The organism is Nonomuraea sp. NPDC051941 (genome assembly GCF_044593615.1).
The window spans coordinates 77,879-100,279 of record NZ_JBIUCF010000006.1 but is presented as its reverse complement, the minus strand read 5'-3'; the positions used below and the strand labels follow the sequence as shown (position 1 = coordinate 100,279).

Here is a 22,401-nt window from a genome sequence, read left to right as displayed (position 1 = left end):
ATGCGAGTGCTCCTGGTCGAGGACGACGATCGGCTCGCGTCCGCGCTCACCACGGCCCTCGCCCGGCACGGCCATCAGGTCACCCGTGCCGGGCTGGCCGTCGACGCCCTCCGCCTGGCGGGGGGCGTCGATTTCGTCCTGCTCGACCTGGGCCTGCCCGACATGGACGGCCTCGACGTGCTGCGCCGCCTGCGCCGGGTGTCGGCGGTGCCGCTCATCGTGGTCACGGCCCGCACGGAGGAGCGCGAGGTGCTGCGCGGGCTGCGGTCCGGGGCCGACGACTACCTGGTCAAGCCGTTCCGCACGGTGGAGCTGATGGCCCGCATGGAGGCGGTGGTGCGGCGCGGCACCAGGCCGATGCCGGCCCGCGACGACGTGGTGAGCGTCGGCGACGTCCGCATCGACCTGGATTCCAGGCAGGTCACGGTGGCCGGCGAGCCGGTGACGCTGACGCGGCGGGAGTTCGACGTGCTGGCGATGCTGGCGCGCGAGCCGGGCGTGGTGCGCGGCCGGGAGGAGATCCTCGACGAGGTCTGGGGCGATCCGCTGCTGTCGGCGTCCCGCTCGCTCGACGTGCACGTGGCCAACCTGCGTTCCAAGACCGGCCGTCCGGGGCTGGTGGAGACGCTGCGCGGCACCGGCTACCGGCTGGGCTCGACGGCGTGAACTCCCGCCTGGTGGTCACGTTCACCACGCTGATCGTCTTCCTGATCGCGGCGCTGGCCGTGCCGCTGGGCCTCGCCTACGCCTCCCACCGGACGAACCGCCTGCTCCTCGACCGCCGCGCCGACGCCACCCGCTTCGCGGAGCTGGCCGACCAGGCGGCCAGGGAGGACGACCGCTCGGGGCTGATCGCCGAGATCGACCGCTACGCCGAGCTCTACGGGGCGGCGGTACGCGTACGCGACCGCGACGGCTCCGTCCTGGCCACCGCGGGCCGCTTCGAGGCCGACGACCGGGAGGCCACCCGCCTGGCGCTGTCCGGCCGCACGACCGAGGACCTGCCCACGATCAGCCCGTTCGGACCGGCCACGGTGCTGCTGGCCGAGCCCGCGGGCCGGGACGCGCAGCTGTCCGGCGTGGTGCTGCTGGAGGCCCCGACAGACCGGGCCAGGCAGGACGTGTCGCTGGTGTGGGGCGCGCTGCTGGTCGGCGCGCTGGTGGCGCTGGGCTACTCGGCGCTGGTGGCCAGGCGGCTGGCCCGCTGGATCCTGCGGCCCGTCACCGAGCTCGACCGCACCACGCAGGCCATCGCGCAGGGCAGGCTCGACGCGCGGGCGCATCCCGGCGCCGGGCCCTCCGAGCTGCGGCGGCTGGAGGAGCGCTTCAACACCATGGCCGACGCGGTCTCCAACGCGATGGAGCGGCAGCGGGCGTTCGTGGCGGACGCCTCCCACGAGCTGCGCACCCCGCTCACGGTGCTCGGGTTGCGGCTGGAGAACCTGGAGCCGCATCTGCGGGGTGAGGGCACGGCCGAGTTCGAGGAGGCGATGGCGGAGCTGGACCGGCTGGCGCTGCTGGTGGAGGACCTGCTGGCGCTGGCGAAGGTGGAGGCGGGCGCGGGCGTCGAGGGCAAGGAGATCCCGCTGGCGCCCCGGCTGGGGACCTGGCGGGAGGTGTACGCGGCCAAGGGCGTCCACCTCATAACCGAAATTTCGGAAATGGCGGTGGTTCCTGAGGCGGCGGCCAGGGTCGCGGACATCGCGCTCGACAACGCCCAGAAGTTCGTGCCCGAGGGCGGCACCGTCACGGTCACCCTGGAGGACGGGGTGCTGCGGATCGCGGACGACGGGCCCGGGCTCGGCGAGGAGGAGCGGGCGGAGGCGCTGGGACGGTTCTGGCGGTCCGGGGCCCACGCGAACGTGGTGGGCAGCGGCCTGGGCCTGGCCATCGCCGCCGAGCTGGCCAGGGCGTGCGGGGCCACGCTGGCGCTGCTGCCCGCCGTACCGCACGGTCTGGTCGTGGAGCTGCGCCTGAGGGCTCAGCCGTAGGCGGAGCGGTAGTAGCGGGCGGCGCCCGGGTGGAGCGGGACGACGCCGGTGCCGATGGCATAGCGCACGTCGAGCCGCCCGCCGGGCGCCGACGGGGCCTGGAGGCGGTCGCGGGCGCCGAAGAGGGTCTCGGTGATCGAGTACGCCAGATCGTCCGGGAGCGTGGCCCGGCACATCAGGTAGCTGGGGGTGCCGATGGTCGGCACCGGCCGGCCGACGCCGTACACGCCGGCGGGCACCAGCCCGTGCTCGTAGAGCGGGCCGAACCGGCGGCGCAGGACCGTCACCAGCGGCTCCAGCGGCACGAGCTCGATGTCCTTCAGCGCGGCCAGGACCGGCGTGGGCACCCCGCCCGACCAGAAGAACGCCTCGATCCCGCCGTCGCGCAACGCCTGGACCGACTCGTCCAGGCCCAGCCTGCTGACCTCGGCGGGCTCGGCCAGGTCGGCCACCGCCAGCACGCGGGTGGCGGTCACCGCGGTGCCCGAGCCCTCCAGCCCGATGGAGACCGCCCGACCCGCCAGGTCCTTGACCGCCGCGATGCCGGAGCCCCGCCGCACCACCAGGTGGACGTAGTTCATGTACACCCTGGCCAGCGCGGAGACCGGCTGGTGGCGCACCCTGACGGCGTCGTCGGCGCTGTCGGCCAGCGCGAACGCCACGTCGGCCCGCCCGTCGGTCATCATCGTCAGGTTCTGCACACTGGCCGCGGTCTTCATCACCCGCACCGTGAGCCCGTCCTGCCGCAGCTCCCGCGCGAGCCCGTCGCCGAGTTGCTCGTAGATCCCGCCCGTCACACCCGTCGCCAGCCGCAACTCGGTCCGCCTGCCGTCGGCGGCCGAGCACCCGGCCGCCAGCGCGGCGAGCCCGAGGAAGGCACGGCGAGATATCGGCATGAAATTACGTTATCCGGTCCACCAGAATGGACATGTGAGCGAACGGGACGCACGCCTACTCATCGCCTCAGAGCTGACGATGTTCCTGCCGGTGAGCCGGCGCCAGGAGTGGCAGCGGGTGACGCCGGACGGCACCTCGACGCTGGGTCACCACGTCGAGTCGCTCGGCATCCCGCTGACCGAGGTGGGGCCGATGGTCGCCGACGGCCGCGGGGTGCCGCCGTCGTACCAGCTCGTGGCCGGTGACGTGGTGGAGGTCCACCCGGTGCCCCGCCCGCAGCCGCTGCCGGAGGAGCCGCGGTTCCTGCTGGACGTGCACCTGGGCACGCTGGCTCGGCGGCTGCGGCTGCTCGGCATCGACACGGCCTACCACAACGACATGGACGACCCCTCGCTGGTGGTGCAGGCCAACGAGGAGCACCGGGTGCTGCTCACGCAGGACCGCGGCCTGCTGCGCCGCCGCGCGCTGTGGCTGGGCGCGTACGTACGCGGCTCCCGCCCCGCCGACCAGCTCCGCGACCTGCTCGAACGCTTCACCCCGCCGCTGCGCCCGTGGACGCGGTGCACGGCGTGCAACGGCGAGCTGCGGCCGGTCGCCAAGCAGGAGATCGCGCCGCTGCTGGAGGCGGGCACGGAGCGCAACTACGACGCGTACGGGCGGTGCGGCGAGTGCGGCCAGGTCTACTGGCGCGGCGCGCACAGCGACCACCTGGAGGAGATCATCAGGTCGGCCCGCGCCTGGACCGCCTAGCGGCAGAGGGTGAAGGGCTCGACGCCGGGCAGGTGGCGGGCCCACTCCTGGGCGGTGAGGGTACGTCCGGCACGCCGGCAGACGGCGCCGGCCACCCGGTCCCCGTCGAGTTCGTGGGTGCGCAGCGTGCCGTCCGGCGTGACGCTGTAGACCCTCCTGCCGTCCGGTGAGAAGGCCAGCCGGCCGCTCCCGGCCGCCTGGAACGACCGGAGACCGTCGAAGATCATGCCCAGCGGGTGGTTGTGCGGCACGTCCCACAGGCGGACGCGGTCGCCCCTCTCGTACGCGGCCAGCGTGCGCCCGTCGGGCGACCAGGCGAGCTGCGCGACGTCGCTGTCCGGCACGGCGGGGAAGCTCGCCAGCCGGGTGGTGACGTCCCCGTCCCAGACGGTGATCCGGTCGGGGCCGGAGAACGCCACCCGCCTGCCGTTGGGGCTGAAGGCGAAGGTGCCCTCGAGCCGCCCGGCGCCGGGGGCGGGCGGCCGTCCGGCGGCCGTCCGGGGGTCGATGAGCCGCGGTGTCACGCCCGCGAGCAGCAGGCGCCCGTCCGGGCGGAAGGCCAACTGCCCCGCTCCCGGGACCGTCGCGGTCCTGGAGGTCCCGCGTTCGAGGTCGTGCAGCTCCACCGGCAGGCCGCCGCCGGTGCCCCAGGGTGAGAGCGCGAGGGTGCGGCCGTCCGGGCTGAAGGCGACCTTGTCGACCCCGTTCGCACCCTTGGTCGCGATCCGGAACTCCTGGGCCGCGGCCCCCGGCCGCACCTGGATGACGTGCACGGTGTCGTTCTCGACGAAGGCCAGGCGGCGGCCGTCGCGGCTGAACGCCATGGCCGTGCCCGTGCCCCGCCACCTGATCGAGGCCGCCAGCGGGCGTCCCGTCGCCGTGTCCCACAGGGTGAGGGCGTCGTGCTCCTTGGCCGCCAGGATCCGGGACGACGGGTCGAGCAGGACCTGGCCCTGGTCGTCGCCGCCGCCGATCGACCGGTCGAACAGCATGGAGACGTCCATCGTGAAGACGGCCCCGCCGTCACTCAGCAGCCGCAGCGCCTGCCGGTCGCCGTCGAAGCGCAGGTCGAGGATGGGGGCGGGCGACTGCCGCCGCAGCACGACGTCCCCGCCGGGCCACCGGCGGATCATCAGCTCCTTGCCCCACGCCCAGGTGGCGACGAACCGGTCGCCGAACGCGAACTCGACCGCGTCCCCCGACACGTCGCTCAGCCGCACCTCGCCCGTGGGGAGGCCGTAGATCGTGATGCCGGACTCGCCAGGCGCCCGGTTCGCGGTGACCGCCAGGACCCGGCTGTCCGCGCTGAACTCCGCCTCCAGGAGATCGGACCGAAGCGGCAGCCGCGGGACGGCCAGGCGCCTGCCGGCGCGCAGGTCCCAGAGCTGGGCGCGGCCGGTGACGCTGCTGGCGACGACGCCGAGGCGGCCGTCCGGGCTCACCGCGTCCAGCCCCGCTCCTCCGGGGGTGGTGAGGGGCCTGCGGGTGCCGATGTCCCACCAGCGCTCGACGGCGGCCGGTCCCACGGGCACGGACAGCAGCCGTCCCGTCGCGTCGAACTCCAGCTCGCCCAGCTCGCCCGCGGGCACCCCGAACCGGTCGCCGAGCGGACGGCCCGTGGCGGCGTCCCAGAGCCGTACCCCTTGATCGTCCTGGAGGGCGAGGGTGCGCCCGCCGGGGTCGATCGCCGCCTTGCGCACTCCGGTGCCCACCCCGCTGATCTCCTGGAGCAGCCGGTGCGCCGGCACGTCCCAGATCCTGGCCAGACCGGCCTGTACGGCGACGAGCGCGCGCCCGTCCTGGCCGAGCCCGTACACGGAGCCGGCGCCGCGGTACGGATCGGTGAAGACGTCGGTCACGGGCTGGGAGAGCGAGTCGTAGAGCGCCCCGCGCGTCTCCGGCAGCGACGGGCTCAGCCGCCAGGCCGCCACGGTGAGCAGCCGCGCCAGCGGCGGCTCCGACTGCCGCAGGTCGGCGGCCCGCAGGGCGAGCTCCCTGGCCAGGGCGTCGTCGCGCTGGCGTACGGTCTGCCTGCGCAGATATTCGGCCAGCCCGAGCCCGCCGAGCGCGACCGCCAGCAGCACGGCCAGGGCCGCCGCCAGCAGGCCCCGCCTCCTGGACTGCCGCCTGGTCTGCCTGGCCCCCGCGTCGAGGAACTCGCTCTCCCGCCTGGCCAGCGTGAGATCCCTGCGCTCGGAGGCCGCCCACCGCAGCGCCCTGTCGAGGTTGGAGCCGTGCAGCAGGTCGGCGGGCTTCCTGCCGTGGCCGTCCCACTGGGCGGCCGCGTCGGCGAGGCGGCGGTGCACGGGCAGGCCCTCGCGGTTGGCGGCCACCCAGTCGCGCAGCCGGGGCCAGGCCTGGATGAGCCCCGGCCGGGCCAGCTCGAACGTGGTGCCGCTCCGGGTGAGGAGGCCCGCGGCGGCGAAGACGTAGAGCAGGGCGTCCACGGCCCCGGTGTCCGGGAGCTCGTCGCGGCCGACCGGCCGCAGCTCGTCGCCGTCGATCATCCGCAGCAGGACCTCGGGAACGCTCGCCCGCTCGGCCTCGGTAAGCTCGGCGTAGAGCTCCTCGGCGACGGCCCCGAGATCGGGCTCCGCGACGGCGCTCCTGAGCTCCCCCGCCAGCGCTCCGCCCGCGGCCAGCGCGTCCCCGTCCGGCTCGCCCAGCAGCCGCAGGAGCACCGTCTTCGCCGGCGGCCGGTCGGCGGGCGCCTGGGAGAGGGCCGCCGAGACGAGCGACCCGAGCGGTTCGGGCAGCCCGCCCGCGTCCGGGCTGAAGCTCAGCACCCGCGTGACGACCGCCACCGGATCGCCCGCCTCCACGGCGTCACTCCCCCGGGCGGCGAACAGCACCACCATCCCCCACGCCCACAGGTCCGCCGCCGCCGTCGCCGCGCGCCCCTGGAACACCTCGGGCGACATGTACTGCGGCGTCCCCATGATGGGACCGGAGGTGGTCGGCCCGACCTCGCGGGCCACCCCGAAGTCGATCACGCGTGGCCCGTCGGGGCCGAGGATGATGTTGTCCGGCTTCAGGTCCCGGTGCACGATCCCGGCCCGGTGGATGGCCGTCAGCGCGGTCGCCACCCCGACGGCCAGCCGGCGCAGCCGGTCGCCCTCGTACGGCCCCGACTCCGCGACCACCTGCCGCAGGCTGGGCCCGGGGACGAACTCGCTCACGATGTACGGGGCTGGCACGTCCACCTGCGCCTCGATCACCCTGGCCGTGCAGAACGAGGCCACCCGCCGGGCCGCCGCCGCCTCCTTGGCCAGCCTGGCCCTGGCGTCGGCGCTGTCGAACCTGGGCACCTTGACCGCGACCCGCTCGCCGTCCTGCCCGTACGCCTCGTACACCACACCCTGGCCACCGGCGCCGAGCCGCCCGGCCAGCCAGTAGCGGCCCAGCCGGTGGGGGTCGGTAGGAGTGAGAGCAGCCATCAGTTGTGCCATTCTGATCGACGTCTCCTCCTCCAAGGAAGGTCGCGTGGAATTTCGCATCATGGGGCCGCTCGAAGTGCTCGACGGCGACGGCCAGGACCGCACTCCCACCGTGCCGAAGCACCGCGATCTGCTGGCGATGTTCTTGCTGAACGCCGGGCGCCCGCTCAAGGTCGAGCGGCTGCGCAGGCTGCTGTGGCCGCGCGAGGACGGCGACCGCTCCGACTCGCTGGTGCGCGGCTACGTCGGCCAGCTCCGCCAGCTCGTCGGGAAAGACGTGATCACGACCGTGGCGGGCTCGTACGTGCTGGCGCTGGGCGACGGGCAGCTCGACGTCGACCGGTTCCGGCTGCTGGTGGACAAGGGGGCCTACGAGGAGGCGCTGAGCCTGTGGCGGGGCGAGGTCCTGGAGGACGTCGACCCCGAGGGCGAGAGGTGGGTCGAGACGCGCCGGCTGCGCGAGGAGCTGGAGGAGCTGCGATTACTGGCGCTGGAGCGCCGGGTGCAGGCCGACCTGGACGCCGGCAGGCACCGCGAGCTGCTCGGTGAGCTGCGCCGGCTGACCAGGCAGCACCCGATGTGGCAGCGCTTCCGCGGCCAGTACATGCTGGCCCTCTACCGCAGCGGCCGCCGGGTGGACGCGCTGGCCGCGTACGCGGTGCTGCGTGACCAGCTCGACGGCGGGCTCGCGATCGAGCCCGACTCCGAGCTGCAGCTGCTCTACCACCGCATGCTGCACGACGACGTGTCGCTGCACGTCTCGGCCGGCCCGCCGGTGCTGCTGCCGCCCGACGTGACCGGCTTCACCGGCCGGGGCGAGCTGCTCGACGAGGTGGTGGGCGGCCACGTCGTGGTGCACGGGCAGGCGGGCGCGGGCAAGTCGGCGCTGGCCGTGCACGCGGCCTGGCGGGAGCGGGAGAGCTTCCCCGACGGCATCCTGTACGCCGACCTGCGCGAGACGACCACCCCGTCGGCCGTGCTGGAGGACTTCCTGCGCTGGCTGGGCTGCCCGGCCCAGGCGATCCCGGCGTCGCCGGAGCAGCGGGAGAGGCTCTTCCGCACCTACACGGCCAACCGCAGGCTGCTGGTGCTGCTCGACAACGCCTCGGGCGAGGCGCAGGTGCGGCCGCTGCTGACCTCGTGCCCGACGATCGTGACCAGCCGGTCCTCGCTCGGCGGCCTGACGGGCGCGCGGCGGCTGTCGGTGGGCGTGCTCGGCGCCGGCGAGGCCATCGACCTGCTGGTGAGCGGCTCGGGCCGGCCGGCCGACGACGCCATGACCCGGCTGGCCCGCTTCTGCGGCGGCCTGCCGATCGCGCTGCGCATCGCCGGCTCCCGGCTGGCGGCCCGGCCGGAGTGGACCGTCGACTACCTGGTGGGCCTGCTGGAGGACGAGCACGAGCGGCTCGACCGGCTGCACGCGGGTGACCAGGCGGTGCGCAGTGTGTTCGCGATCGGCTTCGACGGGCTGCCCGAGTCCGCCCGCCTGACGCTGCGGGGGCTCGGCGCGCTGTCGGCCCCCGACTTCGCCGACTGGGTGACCGAGCACCTCGGCGGGCAGGCCGAGGCGCTGGTGGACGCGGGCCTGCTGGAGACGCACGGCGTGGACGTGGCGGGCCAGGTCCGCTACCGGCTGCACGACCTGACCAGGCTCTTCGCCCGCGAGCAGCCCGTGCCGGGCGTGCTGGGGCGGCTGTCGGAGGTGGTGCTGGCCAGGGTGCGGGCCTCGCGGTTCTCGCTGGTGTCGGGCGATCCGGCCACGGCCGTGGCCACCAGGGACATCAGGGAGTCGGTCGAGTGGCTGGCGGCCGAGCGGGCGTTCCTGGTGAGCCTGGTCGCCGACCTGCACGCGGCGGGGCTCGACGAGGGGTGCTGGCGGCTGGCGCACCTGCTGGCTCCCTACCTGGAGCGCCACCGGTTCCTGGACGACTGGCGGGCGGTGGCCGCGCGGGCGCTGGAGGCGGCGCGGCGCTCGGGCGACGACCGGGGCGAGGCGCTGGTCCTGCTGGACCAGGGCGACCTGCACCTGGCCGAGCGGGAGTGGGAGCTCGCGCACGGGCGGCTGCGGCTGGCGCTGGGCATGTTCCTGCGGCAGGGCCGGACCCGCGAGGTGAACCACACCAGGCGCCGGCTCGGCCGCGTCCACCTGGAGCAGGGGCGGCTGGAGGACGCCGAGCGGGCCCTGCGCACCTGCCTGGAGGGCGCGGACAACCAGCGGGACGCCGCCGACGCCGAGCGCGTGCTCGGGGCCGTGCTGCGCCGCGCGGGGCGGCTCGACGAGGCCGCCGAACGCCTGCGGGCCGCCGTCAAGCACCTGGAGGAGCTGGGCGACCGGCACCGGCAGGCCGACACGCTGCTCGACCTGTCCGCGACGCACCTGGCGCAGGCCGCCAAATCGGACGCCAGGGCCGCCGCCGAGCAGGCGAGGAGCATCGCCGTACGCCTCGGCGACCGGCTGCTGGACGCGCACGCCCTGCTGGCCCTGGCCAGGGTGAACCGGGCCGAGGGCGCGGCGGGGCGGGCGCGGGAGCTGGCCGGGGCGGCGCTGGAGGTGTTCGAGCGGACCGGCGACCGCCAGGGCGCCGCCAACGCCCGCGCCCTGCTGGCCCAGGGTTAGACCGCGAGCAGGCGGCGGACGTCCTCCCGGTGCAGCTCCTCGGCGGCCCCGGTGCGCACGACGTGCCCGCCGTCGAGGATGACGAACGTGTCGGCCAGCCGCAGCGCGATGTCCAGGTACTGCTCCACGAGCAGCACGGCCAGCCCTGCGGCGTGCAGCCGCTCGATCGCCGCCTCGATCTCCAGGATGATCGACGGCTGGATGCCCTCGGTCGGCTCGTCGAGTATGAGCATCCTGGGCCTGGTGACCAGGGCCCGGGCCATGGCGAGCTGCTGCTGCTGGCCGCCCGACAGGTGGCCGGCGCTCCGTTTGAGCAGCGGCTTGAGCGCGGGGAACACATCCAGGGCCTCGTCGATGGCCTCCCTGGTCACCTTGGCGGCCTCCATGGTGACCAGCAGGTTGCCCAGGACCGAGAGCTGGGGGAAGCACTGATGGCCCTGGGGGACGTACCCCATGCCGAGCCTGACCCGCTCGTGCGGTTTCAGCCGGGTGATGTCGCGGCCGTCGAACGTGACCGTGCCGGCCGTCGCCGGGATCACGCCCATGACGGTGTTGAGCAGCGTGGTCTTGCCGACGCCGTTGCGTCCCATGACGCACACGAGCTGTCCCGGCCCGACCTCCAGAGAGACCCCGAACAGTACGCGTGCCCTCCCGTACCCCGACTCAAGGCCGGTCACCGACAGCATCGCTGGCCCTCCTCCCCAGGTAGACCTCCTGCACGCGGGGGTCGGCGCTGACCTCGTCGACCGACCCCTCCACGAGCACCCTGCCCTCGTGCAGCACGGTCACCGTCGAGGCGTGCCGCCGAAGGAACTCCATGTCGTGCTCCACCACGATCACCGTGTGGTCGGCGGCGATCTGGGTGAGCAGCTCCCCCGTGCGCTCCCGTTCGTCGCTGGACATGCCCGCCACCGGCTCGTCCAGGAGCAGCAGCCGGGGGCGCTGCGCCAGCAGCATGCCGATCTCCAGCCACTGGCGCTGACCGTGCGAGAGAACACCGGCCGAACGTTCGGCGAGATCTTCGAGTCCGGTCCTGGCCAGCGCCTCCTCGACGGCCTCCGACACGCCCTTGCGCCGCCTGGCCAGCGACCAGAGCGGCTTGCGGAAGCTGGCCGCGAGGTCGAGGTTCTCGACCACGCTCAGCTCCTCGAACACGACCGACGTCTGGAACGTGCGGCCGACGCCCAGGCGGACGATCTGGTGCTCCTTCCTGCCGACCAGGTCGTGCTCGCCGAACCGCACGCTGCCCGCCGCCGGCCTGGTGAGCCCGGTGATCACGTCGATCAGCGTGGTCTTGCCCGCGCCGTTGGGCCCGATCAGGAAGCGCAGCTCGCCCTCGGGCACGGTCAGGTCCACGCCGTCGAGCGCCCGGAACCCGTCGAACACGACCTGGACGTCACGCAGTTCGAGCACGCCGCCACCTCCCCACCAGGCCCACGATCCCCTTCGGGGCGAGCGTCATGACCAGGATGAACAGCGCTCCCTGCAGGTAGAGCCAGCCGTCGGCGAACTGCTCGCTGAACGCCGTCTTGGCGTAGCCCATGACGACCGCGCCGAGCACCGCGCCGGCCAGCGCGTGCCGCCCGCCGACCGCCACCGCGACGACCAGCTCCAGCGAGGGCACGACGCCGAGCAGCGCGGGCGAGATGATGCCGACCACCGGCACGAACAGCGCGCCCGCCAGCCCCGCCATGCCCGCCGAGGCGGCGAAGGTGACGGTCTTGACCAGGGCCGGGTCGTAGCCGAGGAAGCGCACCCGGTCCTCGCCGTCCCTGACGGCGACGAGGAGCCGGCCGTAGCGGCTGTTCACGAGCTGGCGGGTGGCGAGGTAGAGGACCCCGAGGACGACCGCCACCACGAGGTAGAGCGTCCGCTGCGTGGAGTCCTCGGCCAGGTCCTGGCCGAACAGCTCGAAGAAGTTCGTCATGCCGTTGGTGCCGCCGGTCAGGCCCTGCTGGCCGATGAGCAGGATGACCAGGGCGGCGGCCAGCGCCTGGGTGAGGATCGCGAAGTACGCGCCCCGTACCCGCTGCCGGAACACCAGCGCGCCCAGCAGCAGCGCGATCGCCACGGGTCCGAGCACGGCCATGGCGAGGGCGAATATGGGGTTGGCGAACGGCGCCCACAGCGCGGGCAGCCGCTCCACCCCGCTCCACACCATGAAGTCGGGCAGCCCGCCGCCGGCCTCGGTGAGCTTGAGGTACATCGCCATGGCGTAGCCGCCGAGCCCGAAGAAGACGCCCTGGCCGAGGGTGAGCATGCCGCCCTGCCCCCAGGCCAGCCCGATCCCGAGCGCGACGATCGCGTAGCAGAGGTATTTCGCCAGCAGCCCCAGCCGGAACGGCTCCAGCAGCAGCGGGGCCGCCACCAGGGCGATCACGGCCACGGTCGCGAAAGGCAGATTTCTCTTGATCATGTGAGCACCCTCGACCGGAGCACGAACATGCCCTGCGGGCGCACCTGCAGGAACGCGATGATCACGGCGAACACGATGACCTTCGCCAGGGAGGCGTCCGACCAGAACTCGGCGTAGGAGTTCAGCAGCCCCAGCCCGATCGCGGCCAGCACGGCGCCGCGCAGCTGCCCGAGCCCGCCCGCCACGACGACGAGGAACGCGTCCACGATGTAGTACGTGCCGAGCGCCGGCCCGACGGGCCCGATCAGCGTCAGCGCCACCCCGGCCACGCCCGCCAGCCCGGACCCGATGAAGAACGTCAGCATGTCCACCCGGCCGGTGTCGATGCCGCTGGTCGCGGCGAGCTGCCGGTTCTGCACGACGGCCTGGGTCCGGCGGCCGAGCCCGGTGCGGTTGAGGTACAGCCAGACCGCCACCACGCCGGCGATCGCGAGCCCCATGATGAACAGCCGGTTGTAGGGCAGGATGCCCACCCCGCCCGCGAGCCAGGAGGGGGCGGGCACCTGCACGTTCGGCGCGCCGAACAGGTCGCGGGCGAGCTGCTGCAGCACCAGGCTGACACCCCAGGTGAGCAGCAGCGTGTCCAGCGGGCGGCCGTAGAAGTGCCTGATGGCGGCCCGCTCCAGGATCAGCCCCATGAGCCCCGCCACCAGGAACGCCGCCGGCAGCGCGAGCACCAGGTCCTGCAGCAGGAACGCGGTGTACGCGCCCGCCATGATGAACTCGCCGTGCGCCATGTTGATCACGCCCATCTGCCCGAACGTGAACGTCAGCCCGAGCGCGATGAGCAGCAGCACCGCCCCGATGGACAGGCCGATGGGGAGCTGGTTGAGGAAGGCTGGCATCACTGCCCCGCCGCCAGGCCGGAGGCCCAGGAGTAGCCCTTGAGGTACGGGTCCGGCTTGATCGGCTTGCCGGAGTCCCACACCTGCTTGATCAGGCCGTCGGGCTGGACGATGCCGATGCGGGCGGTCTTGTACATGTGCTGGTTCTCGCCGTCGATGGTGACCAGGCCCTCGGGGCGTTCGAGCGAGATGCCGGGCGCGGCCTTCTTGACCGCCTCGACCTCGGTGCTGCCCGCCTTCTTGACCGCCTCGGCCCACAGGTAGACCGCGTTGTAGCCGGCTTCCATGGGGTCGGAGGTGACCTTGTTCTGCCCGTACTTGGCCTTGTACGCCTTGACGAACGCGTCGTTGGCCGGGGTGTCGGTGGTCTGGTAGTAGTTCCAGGCGACCGGCTGGCCCACGATGTTGTCCACGCCGATGCCGGTGACCTCCTCCTCGGCGACGCTCACCGACAGCACCGGCATGCTGTCGGCGGACGCGCCCGCGCTCTTGAGCTGCTTGAAGAAGGCCACGTTGCTGTCGCCGTTCAGGGTGTTGAAGACGGCGTCCGGCTTGGCCTGCATGACCTTGTTGACCAGCGTGGAGTATTCGGTGTGGCCGAGCGGCGTGTACTCCTCGCCGAGGATCTCCATCCCGTTCGCCGCCGCGTACGCCTTGATGATCTTGTTCGCGGTCCGCGGGAAGACGTAGTCGCTGCCCACCAGGAACAGCTTCTTCTTGCCCTGCTCCTTCAGGTAGTCGAGGCCGGGGATGATCTGCTGGTTGGTGGTGGCGCCCGTGTAGAAGATGTACGGCGAGCTCTCCAGCCCCTCGTACTGCACCGGATACCAGAGCAGGGCCTTGTGGCGCTCGAAGACCGGCAGCATCGCCTTCCTGCTGGCCGAGGTCCAGCCGCCGAAGACGGTGGCGACCTTGTCCTGCCTGATCAGCTTGGTGGCCTTCTCCGCGAACGTGGGCCAGTCGGAGGCGCCGTCCTCCACCACGGGGACGAGCTGCTTGCCGAGCACGCCGCCGGCCTTGTTGATCTCTTCTATGGCCAGGAGTTCGGCGTCGCGGACGGTGACCTCGCTGATCGCCATCGTGCCGCTGAGCGAGTGGAGAAGGCCCACCTTGATCTCCTTGGAGTCGGCGGGCTTGGCATTCGATCCGCAGGCCGCGAGGGCTAACACCAAGGTGGCGGAGACAATCGGACGGGAGATGCGCACAGCCGTTTCCTTCCTGCCGACCGTTACTGGGAGAAAGGTGACTCCGCGAGATTTCCCGAGTAGATCGCGATTGTTAAGACGCGTTTGCCGGGTGTTCACAAATGCACTTAATCCGAAATATGGGGGTTGAGTCGCAGTGCGAAACCAACACGACATGCCCCGGCAACAGCCACGAAACCGCCGGTTCCTATGGTCCGGCCATGCGGCTTACCTCACACGAGCAGGAACGGCTGCTCATCCACGTCGCCGCCGGGGTGGCGCGCGAGCGGCAGGCCAGAGGCCTGCGCCTGAACCATCCCGAGGCTACCGCCATCATCGCGTCGTTCCTCATGGAGGGCGCCAGGGACGGGCGCTCCGTGGCCGACCTGATGGAGGCCGGACGGTCGGTGCTCGGCCGGGCCGACGTCATGGAAGGCGTGCCGGAGATGCTGGAGAGCGTGCAGATCGAGGCGACGTTCCCCGACGGCACGAAGCTGGTCACCGTACACAGGCCGATCCCGTGATCCCGGGCGAGTACGTGCACCCCGAGGGCGCTCACACCCTCAACCCCGGGCGCGAGCGCCGCACGCTGCGGGTGGTGAACACGGCGGACCGGCCGGTGCAGGTGGGCTCGCACTACCACTTCGCGGCCGCCAACCCGGGGCTGGAGTTCGACAGGAAGGCGGCCTGGGGCATGCGGCTGGACGTGCCGGCGGGGACGGCGGTCAGGTTCGAGCCTGGCGTCGAGCGCGACGTGACGCTCGTGCCGCTGGCGGGCAACCGGGTCGTGCCCGGGCTGCGGCCGGAGTGGGCGGGGCCGCTCGATGGCTGACATCTCGCGCGCCCGGTACGCGGCGCTCTACGGCCCCACGGTCGGCGACCAGATCCGGCTGGCCGACACCGACCTGTTCATCGAGGTCACCGAGGACCTGTCGGTCGGGCCCGCCGGGCCGGGCGACGAGGCGGTGTTCGGCGGCGGCAAGGTCATCCGCGAGTCCATGGGACAGGCGCGGACCACCCGGGCGCAGGGCGCGGCCGACCTGGTCATCACCGGCGCGGTGATCCTCGATCACTGGGGTGTGGTCAAGGCCGACGTCGGCATCCGCGACGGCCGCATCTACGCCATCGGCAAGGCCGGCAACCCCGACACGATGGACGGCGTCGACCTGGTCATCGGGCCGTCCACGGAGGTGCTCGCGGGCAACGGCAAGATCCTCACCGCCGGGGGCGTCGACTCGCACGTCCACCTGATCTGCCCGCAGGTCCTCGACGAGGCGATCGCCTCCGGCGTCACCACGATCGTCGGCGGCGGCACCGGGCCCGTCGAGGGCACCAAGGCGACGACCGTCACCGGCGCCTGGTACCTGGGCCGGATGCTGGAGTCGCTGGACGCGTACCCGCTGAACTTCGCGCTGCTCGGCAAGGGCAACACGGTCTCCGCCGACGGCCTGATGGAGCAGCTCGAGGCCGGGGCCTCCGGCTTCAAGCTGCACGAGGACTGGGGCTCGACGCCGGCCGCCATCGACGCCTGCCTGAGCGTGGCGGACGCCTCGGGGGTGCAGGTGACGCTGCACACGGACACGCTGAACGAGGCGGGGTTCGTGGAGTCGACGCTGAAGGCCATCGGGGATCGGATGATCCACGCGTACCACACCGAAGGGGCCGGCGGCGGGCACGCTCCCGACATCATCCGCGTCGCCTCCTACCCCAACATCCTGCCCTCCTCCACCAACCCCACCCGGCCGCACACCGTCAACACGCTGGACGAGCACCTCGACATGCTCATGGTGTGCCACCATCTCAACCCGTCGATCCCGGAGGACCTGGCCTTCGCCGAGTCGCGCATCAGGCCGGCGACGATGGCCGCCGAGGACGTGCTGCACGATCTGGGGGCGATCTCGATGATCGGCTCGGACTCGCAGGCGATGGGGCGGATCGGGGAGACGATCATCCGTACGTGGCAGACGGCGCACGTCATGAAGGGCCGCCGGGGGTCGCTCGGTGGGCCCGCGGACAACCTGCGAGCCCGCCGCTACATCGCGAAATATACGATTTGTCCGGCTATCGCCCACGGGCTGGACGGCGAGGTCGGCTCCGTCGAACGCGGCAAGCTCGCCGACCTCGTCCTCTGGGACCCGGCGTTCTTCGGGGTCAAGCCCGACCTCGTCCTCAAGGGCGGCGTGGTGGCCTGGGCGCAGATGGGCGACGCCAACGCCTCCATCCCGACGCCGCAGCCGGTGCTGCCCCGTCCCATGTTCGGCGCCTCACCGGTGACCGCCGCCGCCACCTCGCTCCACTTCGTCGCGCCGGTGGCCCTGGAGTCGGGCCTCGCCGACCGGCTGTCCGTACGCCGCCGCCTGGCTCCGGTGGCCGACGTACGACGGCGCGGCAAGTCCTGGATGCCGCTCAACGACGCCATGCCCCGGATCGAGGTGGCGCCCGACACGTTCGAGGTCCGCATCGACGGCGACCTCGTCGAACCGGCCCCCGCCACCCGCCTTCCCATGGCCCAGCGCTACTTCCTCTTCTGATGCCATGAACCCAGCGCTGCTCCTCCTCGCCGACTCCCGCCTCCCGGCCGGCGGCCACGCCCACTCGGGCGGCACCGAACAGGCCATCACGTCGGGAGCGGTCTCCGACGTGCCCTCACTGGCGCGTTTCCTCCGCGGCCGCCTCCACACCACCGGCTCCCTCGCCGCCACCCTCACAGCCGCCGCCCACACCCAGGCCACCACCCCATCACCTCAGCCGCCCACCAGCGCGAGCAGCACCACTGGGGCGGGGGCCGACGCCGAAGTCGGTCAGGTCGCGGCCGGGGCGCCGTGGGTGCTGCTCGACGCCGAGGTCGATGCCAGGACCGCCGCCCCCGCCCAGCGGGACGCGTCCAGGACCCAGGGCAGGCTCCTCCTCAGGGTCGCCCGCCGCGTGTGGCCGTCACCGGTGCTCGATGAGTTGGCGCGAGCCGTACCGAGCCCCCATCACCCGATCGCCCTCGGAGCGGTGGCGTACGCGGCGGGCGCCACGGCCGAGGAGGCGGCCATGGCGGCGGCGTACCATGCGATCAGCGGGCCCGCCACGGCGGCGGTGCGGCTCCTGGGCCTCGACCCGGTGGCCGTGCACGGGCTCCTGGCCGACCTCACCCCCGACCTCACGGCCGTCGCCACCGAAGCCCACCTCGCCGTGACGAACGCCCGCTCCACCGCTCACCCCGACGTGACGACCGCCCGCTCCACCGCTCACCCCGACGTGACGAACGCCGACTCAACCGCCCACCCCGGCCCCACGAGCCAGACCCCGGACCCCGCGGACCCGCTCCCCTGGTTGGCGGCGCTCCCTGCGTACTCGTCCCCAGCCCTTGACCTCCTGGCCGAGCAGCACGCGCGCGCCGAGGTCAGGTTGTTCGTCTCCTAAGGAAGGATCCCCAGACATGGGTGCCAATCACGACGACCACCACCACGCCCCCGACGGCCGCGGCCGGGCGCTGCGGCTCGGGGTGGGCGGCCCGGTAGGGAGCGGCAAGACGGCCCTGGTGGCCGCGCTGTGCAGGACGCTGGGCCCGTCGCTGTCCCTCGGGGTGGTGACGAACGACATCTACACCACCGAGGACGCCGACTTCCTGCGCCGGGCGGGCGTGCTCGACCCCGAGCGCATCCTCGCCGTCGAGACCGGTTGCTGCCCCCACACCGCCATCCGCGACGACATCGCCGCGAACCTCGACGCCGTGGAGACCCTGGAGCACCGCTTTGGCCCGCTGGACCTGGTGATCGTGGAGAGCGGCGGCGACAACCTGACGGCCACGTTCAGCCGTGGGCTGGCGGACAGGCAGATCTTCGTCCTGGACGTGTCGGGCGGCGACAAGGTGCCGCGCAAGGGCGGTCCGGGGGTGACGACGGCGGACCTGCTGGTCGTCAACAAGACGGACCTGGCCCCGATGGTGGGCGCCGACCTGGGCGTGATGGATCGGGACGCGGCGGCCGTACGCGGTGACAGGCCGGTGCTGTTCACCTCGATCAGGCAGGAGCCCACCGCCGCCACGGTCGCTTCCTGGGTGTCCGAGCAGGTGACGGCCTGGTCCCACACCCACGCGGCCGCCGTCTCCTGATGCCCGCCAGCGCCCGGCCCGGCCGCCGCGGGATGAGGGCGAGCGCCGCCGTCGCGACGGCCTCGTCCCCGGACGGCCGGACCCTCATCCGCCGGCTGGCCTCGGCGCCCCCGCTGACGCTGCGCCAGACGGGGCCGTACACCGTGCATCTCATCTCCACGGCGGCGGGCCCGCTCGGCGGCGACCGGCTCTCCCTGGACCTGGACGTCGCCCCGCGCACCACCCTGGAGCTGGGCTCGGTCGCCAGCACCCTGGTCCTGCCGGGGGACGGCACGTCCGAGATGCTGATCACCGCCCGGGTGGGGGCGGGCGCCACACTCCGCTTCACCCCGGAGCCCACGGTGCTCGCCGCCGGGTGCGAGCATCGGCTCCTGGTACGCCTCGAGCTGGCGGCGGACGCCGAGGTGCTGTGGCGCGAGGAGATCGTCTTCGGCCGCCACGGCGAGGTCTCGGGGCGTTGCCACGCCCGCTTCGACGCGACGTGCGACGGCCGCCCGGTGCTCCGGCAGGAGTTCACCGTGGGCGACCCGGCCGTGGACACCTCCCCGGCCGTCTATGGCTCTGCCCGCTGCGTCGGCACCACGTTCCTCACGACGTCCGCCAAGGAGCCGGTGGTGGCCGAAGGCGTCGCCGTCCTGCCCCTGGCCGGTCGGGGCACGCTCGTGTCCGCCTTGGCCGCGGACGCCGTCCAGCTCCGCTCCCGCCTCGAATGGGGCGAACGCACCACCCTCACCCCGGAGCCCTGACCTGGCGAACCCATTAAGACAAGAGCGGCACCCCCGTATCGCCCAGCCCCGGCGGCCGATGACGGCGCCCGGTAGCGGCTGCGGCGGTTGGCGGTGATGGTGACGACCCCGTTGCGTTCGGTGGTGGGAGGCGCGGGTCCGGCTTACAGTGATCGTGTGGCCGATTACCTCCAGCCCGCCCCCGCCAAACCGGCGGCCCGTCGCGGCTACGCCCTGGCCGTCGTGGTGGCCGGAGCGCTGCTGGTGTTCTGCGCCGTCCTGCCGTGGTCCGGGCTCGAGGTGCGCAGCGAGCTGATCGGCGGCGGGCTGGCCAACGACATCCGCGGCATCGACGACACGTTCGGCGTCTACACGCTGGTGGCGGGCCTGGCGGCGCTGGGCTGCGGCATCGCCGGGCTGCTCACCCGCCCCAGGGTCGCCGCCCTGGCCGCCGTCCCGGGGGCGGTGGCGGTGGCGGTGCTGGTGCTCTTCATGACCGACGGGAGCGGCGTCCGTGACCGGCTCTCCTTCGACCTGGGCCAGGTGCTGTCGGTCGGGCCGGTGATCAAGTTCGGCTGGTTCGCGGCCATGGGCTGCGCGGTGGCGGTCGTCGTACTGTCCGTCGTAGCGCTGCTCCGCCGCCCCTGAGCTGGTCCGCCGGCCCCGAGCTGATCAGTCGTAGAAGCCCAGGCGCCGCAGCTGCTTGGGGTCGCGCTGCCAGTCCTTGGCCACGCTGATCCGCAGGTCCAGGTAGACGCGGGTGCCGAGCAGGGCCTCGATCTGCTTGCGGGCCTTGGTGCCCACCTCGCGCAGCCGCTCGCCCTTGTGCCCGATGACGATCGCCTTCTGCGAGGGCCGCTCCACGAACAGGTGCGCGTAGATGTCCAGCAGGTCGTCACGCCCCTCCCGGGGCATCATCTCGTCGACGACCACGGCGATCGAGTGGGGCAGCTCGTCGCGTACGCCCTCCAGCGCCGCCTCCCTGATCAGCTCGCCCACCAGCACCTGCTCGGGCTCGTCGGTGAGCTGGCCGTCCTCGTAGAGCGGCGGCGACTCGGGCATGTGCTCGATCAGCACGTCGGCCAGCACGTCGAGCTGCTCGCCCGACTGCGCCGACACCGGCACGATCGCGGCGAACTCCCCCACCTGCGACACCGCCAGCAGCTGCTCCGCGATCTGCTCCTTGGACGCCAGGTCGCACTTGGTCACGACCGCCACGACCGGCGTCTTCTTCACCGCCGCGAGCTTGTCGGCGATGAACCGGTCACCCTTGCCGATCGGCTCGTTGGCGGGCACGCAGAAGCCGATCGCGTCGACCTCGGTCAGCGTGGACAGCACCAGGCTGTCGAGCCGCTCGCCGAGCAGCGTGCGCGGCCGGTGCAGGCCCGGCGTGTCGACGATGACGAGCTGGGCGTCGGGCCGGTGCACGATGCCCCTGATGGTGCGCCTGGTCGTCTGCGGCTTGGACGAGGTGATCGCCACCTTGCTGCCGACCAGGGCGTTCATGAGCGTGGACTTGCCGACGTTCGGCCTCCCCACGAAACAGGCGAATCCGGCGCGATGGTTGTCTGGCGAAGTCACATTCTGCATTGTGGCCTATCAGCGGGCATGCGCACGCCACCAGGCGAACGCCTGGGGCGCGGCGATCGGGGTCCAGGGCGTCGTCGGCAGCTCCGAGAACTCCTGCTCGGTCACCCATCGGTAGTCGTTGATCTCGACCCCGTCCGGCTCCGGTCCGGCGGAGCCCGGGGCGATCACGCAGGCGTAGGCGGCGATGACGTAGCCGACCTGATGGCCGTTCGGGTAGACGGTGCGGAACTCGGGGCCGCCGAACACGCCGATCAGGCCGCGTACCTCGATGTCGATGCCGAGCTCCTCGCGCAGCTCCCTGACGATGGCGTCCTCGGGCCGCTCGTCAGGGTCGATGCCGCCGCCGGGCGCGGCCCAGAGGCCGACGTCGCCGTGGCGGGCCACCAGGAGCCTGCCCGCGTCGTCGAACACGAAGCCCGCCGCCGACGGCAGCATGAGCAGCTCGGTGCCAACCTTCTCCCGCAATTTCGCCAAAAATGGCGACATCGGCATGATCAGCCCCGCAGCTTCCCGTCGGGACCGGCCACGAGCAGCGCCTTGACGCCCAGCTCCGCGGCCACGGCCTCGTCGGCGGCGCTCGGCGCGCCCTCGCTCACCAGCGCCACGGCCTCCAGGGACCGCGCGCCGCTGGAGACCGCCATGGCCACGGCCACCTGCACCGCCGACAGCGCGAGCGCGTCCAGCGCCACGTCGGTCGCCGAGTACGTACGGCCGGTCTCGTCGCGTACGGCGGCCCCTTCCGCGGACTCGTTACGCGCTCGGGCCGCCCGGGCCAGAGTGATGATCTTGCTGTCTTCAGGATCGAGTGTCACGGGAACAAGGCTACGAGAAATCCGCCAAGCGGTTTGCCCCCGCAGCCTCGACCAGGCATGACAGCAGGTTTCCTGTCAGTGGGTCCCGGTCATGGAGATGACCGCGTCGACCACCTCGCTGGTACGGGCCGCGTCCACGTCGTTCATGCCCGTGTGCACGACCGAGACCAGCGTGTCGCCCACCCGCGACAGCACGACGTCCATCGCGTACGGGTAGCCGTTCAGGCGCCCGCTCAGCCGCGCGCCCACGGTCTCGTCGGCCGCGTTCTCGACCGGGAGCTCCTGCGAGCGCAGGTCGGTGCCGGAGGACGTACGTACCTCCCGGCACGACTCCAGGGCCTCGGCCAGCGCGTCGAGGTGCTCCTCGGCCTCCCCGTCCGCGTACCGGGCCAGCCCCACCCCCGCCTGCTCCCCCAGCCCGTCACCGCGGTAGCTGACCGCCGCCTCGGCCGTCAGCGCCTGCCGCGGCGCCAGCCCCCCGACGGGCTCGAGCACGGCCTTGCAGTTGCTGTCGGCCTGCGCGAACGGCATCCGCCACGCCTGCTCGGGCCGGGCCGTGAAGCCGTCGGGCAACGGCGGCTCCTTGCTGAGCACCTCGCGCAGGTGCGCGGTGGCCTGCGCGTCGAGAGCGCTCCCCGTCCCCCCGCTGACGCAACCCCCCAGAACGCCGGCCAGCAGGGCACAGGCGATGATCTCGCGTTTCATGATTCCCCCTGGATCGCAGCCTCCCCCACCGACGAATGCGGCAATCCACCGGAGCTTCCACCAATGCGCAAAAAGGGTGCCCTCACCCGGTTTTCCGGACGAGAACACCCTTTACGCCGACCTGCGTCCCAGCCGGCTGGGCAGCCGGCCGGGACACCGTCGTTCCCCCCAGGGACATCCTCCCGCCGCGAACCCCACCCGGCGTTCGGATGCTTTCCCCTCTGACACCCACCGCACTGGATGTCGTGGTTAGAGAGTGCCCGGACCGGCTTGCAGAAGACTTGTAGAACGCTTGCGACCTTTCGTCCGCCTTCGTCCGGACCCGCCCTG

At 72.8% G+C, this 22,401-nt stretch carries 22 protein-coding genes; 11 read left to right on the top strand and 11 right to left on the bottom strand.

Annotated features, from left to right (window positions below; all coding sequences use genetic code 11):
* A complete protein-coding gene (locus ACIHFD_RS13310; RefSeq protein ID WP_363967431.1) occupies positions 1 to 666 on the top strand; it encodes a response regulator transcription factor in 666 nt (221 codons plus the stop codon).
* Positions 663 to 1,991, top strand: a complete 1,329-nt coding sequence (locus ACIHFD_RS13305; RefSeq protein WP_397367045.1) for an ATP-binding protein — start codon at positions 663 to 665, stop codon at positions 1,989 to 1,991. The genes ACIHFD_RS13310 and ACIHFD_RS13305 overlap by 4 nt, the downstream gene beginning before the upstream one ends.
* Here the strand turns inward: ACIHFD_RS13305 and ACIHFD_RS13300 are convergent.
* The gene (locus tag ACIHFD_RS13300) at positions 1,982 to 2,887 is read right to left on the bottom strand and encodes a TAXI family TRAP transporter solute-binding subunit (protein ID WP_397367044.1); all 906 of its coding nucleotides are present in this window, start codon (positions 2,885 to 2,887) and stop codon (positions 1,982 to 1,984) included. The genes ACIHFD_RS13305 and ACIHFD_RS13300 overlap by 10 nt on opposite strands.
* Here ACIHFD_RS13300 and ACIHFD_RS13295 point away from each other — a divergent pair.
* Positions 2,886 to 3,638, top strand: coding sequence for a Mut7-C RNAse domain-containing protein (locus tag ACIHFD_RS13295; protein WP_397367043.1), 753 nt, complete (start codon positions 2,886 to 2,888; stop codon positions 3,636 to 3,638). The genes ACIHFD_RS13300 and ACIHFD_RS13295 overlap by 2 nt on opposite strands.
* Here ACIHFD_RS13295 and ACIHFD_RS13290 read toward each other — a convergent pair.
* Positions 3,635 to 7,087, bottom strand: coding sequence for a serine/threonine-protein kinase (locus tag ACIHFD_RS13290; RefSeq protein ID WP_397367042.1), 3,453 nt, complete (start codon positions 7,085 to 7,087; stop codon positions 3,635 to 3,637). The two genes, ACIHFD_RS13295 and ACIHFD_RS13290, sit on opposite strands and share 4 nt — an antisense overlap.
* 34 nt (positions 7,088 to 7,121) lie before the next feature.
* Here ACIHFD_RS13290 and ACIHFD_RS13285 point away from each other — a divergent pair, with 34 nt between their 5' ends.
* Positions 7,122 to 9,692 (top strand): BTAD domain-containing putative transcriptional regulator, encoded by a 2,571-nt coding sequence (locus ACIHFD_RS13285; RefSeq protein ID WP_397367041.1) that lies wholly within the window; start codon positions 7,122 to 7,124, stop codon positions 9,690 to 9,692.
* Here ACIHFD_RS13285 and urtE read toward each other — a convergent pair.
* The 5 genes from urtE to urtA are packed head-to-tail and all read right to left on the bottom strand — an operon-like array spanning position 9,689 to position 14,158.
* A complete protein-coding gene (gene urtE / locus ACIHFD_RS13280; protein ID WP_397367040.1) occupies positions 9,689 to 10,378 on the bottom strand; it encodes an urea ABC transporter ATP-binding subunit UrtE in 690 nt (229 codons plus the stop codon). The genes ACIHFD_RS13285 and urtE overlap by 4 nt on opposite strands.
* Positions 10,356 to 11,105 (bottom strand): urea ABC transporter ATP-binding protein UrtD, encoded by a 750-nt coding sequence (urtD, locus tag ACIHFD_RS13275; protein WP_350724963.1) that lies wholly within the window; start codon positions 11,103 to 11,105, stop codon positions 10,356 to 10,358. The genes urtE and urtD overlap by 23 nt, the downstream gene beginning before the upstream one ends.
* Positions 11,089 to 12,108 (bottom strand): urea ABC transporter permease subunit UrtC, encoded by a 1,020-nt coding sequence (gene urtC / locus ACIHFD_RS13270; protein WP_363967443.1) that lies wholly within the window; start codon positions 12,106 to 12,108, stop codon positions 11,089 to 11,091. The genes urtD and urtC overlap by 17 nt, the downstream gene beginning before the upstream one ends.
* Entirely contained in the window at positions 12,105 to 12,953 is an 849-nt protein-coding gene (gene urtB / locus ACIHFD_RS13265; protein WP_319713349.1) for an urea ABC transporter permease subunit UrtB, read from the bottom strand. The genes urtC and urtB overlap by 4 nt, the downstream gene beginning before the upstream one ends.
* A complete protein-coding gene (urtA, locus tag ACIHFD_RS13260) occupies positions 12,953 to 14,158 on the bottom strand; it encodes an urea ABC transporter substrate-binding protein (protein ID WP_397367039.1) in 1,206 nt (401 codons plus the stop codon). Before urtA ends, urtB begins: the two co-directional genes overlap by 1 nt.
* Before the next feature lie 200 nt (positions 14,159 to 14,358).
* Here urtA and ACIHFD_RS13255 point away from each other — a divergent pair, with 200 nt between their 5' ends.
* From ACIHFD_RS13255 to ACIHFD_RS13225, 7 genes are all read left to right on the top strand, one after another.
* The gene (locus ACIHFD_RS13255) at positions 14,359 to 14,661 is read left to right on the top strand and encodes an urease subunit gamma (protein ID WP_080041930.1); all 303 of its coding nucleotides are present in this window, start codon (positions 14,359 to 14,361) and stop codon (positions 14,659 to 14,661) included.
* Positions 14,658 to 14,969, top strand: coding sequence for an urease subunit beta (locus ACIHFD_RS13250; RefSeq protein ID WP_350724958.1), 312 nt, complete (start codon positions 14,658 to 14,660; stop codon positions 14,967 to 14,969). Before ACIHFD_RS13255 ends, ACIHFD_RS13250 begins: the two co-directional genes overlap by 4 nt.
* On the top strand, positions 14,962 to 16,668 hold the full coding sequence (locus ACIHFD_RS13245) for an urease subunit alpha (protein WP_397367038.1): 1,707 nt from the start codon (positions 14,962 to 14,964) through the stop codon (positions 16,666 to 16,668). The genes ACIHFD_RS13250 and ACIHFD_RS13245 overlap by 8 nt, the downstream gene beginning before the upstream one ends.
* A 4-nt stretch (positions 16,669 to 16,672) precedes the next feature.
* A complete protein-coding gene (locus ACIHFD_RS13240) occupies positions 16,673 to 17,548 on the top strand; it encodes an urease accessory protein UreF (protein ID WP_397367037.1) in 876 nt (291 codons plus the stop codon).
* Positions 17,549 to 17,564: 16 nt separating this feature from the next.
* On the top strand, positions 17,565 to 18,239 hold the full coding sequence (gene ureG / locus ACIHFD_RS13235) for an urease accessory protein UreG (protein ID WP_363967450.1): 675 nt from the start codon (positions 17,565 to 17,567) through the stop codon (positions 18,237 to 18,239).
* The gene (locus tag ACIHFD_RS13230; protein ID WP_397367035.1) at positions 18,239 to 18,985 is read left to right on the top strand and encodes an urease accessory protein UreD; all 747 of its coding nucleotides are present in this window, start codon (positions 18,239 to 18,241) and stop codon (positions 18,983 to 18,985) included. Before ureG ends, ACIHFD_RS13230 begins: the two co-directional genes overlap by 1 nt.
* 156 nt (positions 18,986 to 19,141) lie before the next feature.
* A complete protein-coding gene (locus ACIHFD_RS13225; protein WP_397367034.1) occupies positions 19,142 to 19,612 on the top strand; it encodes a hypothetical protein in 471 nt (156 codons plus the stop codon).
* Positions 19,613 to 19,636: 24 nt separating this feature from the next.
* Here ACIHFD_RS13225 and era read toward each other — a convergent pair whose 3' ends face one another.
* The 4 genes from era to ACIHFD_RS13205 all read right to left on the bottom strand — a co-directional run bounded on the left by era (position 19,637) and on the right by ACIHFD_RS13205 (position 22,071).
* Positions 19,637 to 20,545 (bottom strand): GTPase Era, encoded by a 909-nt coding sequence (gene era, locus ACIHFD_RS13220; RefSeq protein WP_397367033.1) that lies wholly within the window; start codon positions 20,543 to 20,545, stop codon positions 19,637 to 19,639.
* A gap of 18 nt (positions 20,546 to 20,563) precedes the next feature.
* The gene (locus ACIHFD_RS13215; RefSeq protein ID WP_397367032.1) at positions 20,564 to 21,019 is read right to left on the bottom strand and encodes an NUDIX domain-containing protein; all 456 of its coding nucleotides are present in this window, start codon (positions 21,017 to 21,019) and stop codon (positions 20,564 to 20,566) included.
* A 29-nt stretch (positions 21,020 to 21,048) separates the two neighbouring features.
* The gene (locus tag ACIHFD_RS13210; RefSeq protein ID WP_350724943.1) at positions 21,049 to 21,366 is read right to left on the bottom strand and encodes a cytidine deaminase; all 318 of its coding nucleotides are present in this window, start codon (positions 21,364 to 21,366) and stop codon (positions 21,049 to 21,051) included.
* Between the two features lie 75 nt (positions 21,367 to 21,441).
* Entirely contained in the window at positions 21,442 to 22,071 is a 630-nt protein-coding gene (locus tag ACIHFD_RS13205; RefSeq protein ID WP_350724941.1) for a hypothetical protein, read from the bottom strand.
* Positions 22,072 to 22,401: the final 330 nt, after the last annotated feature.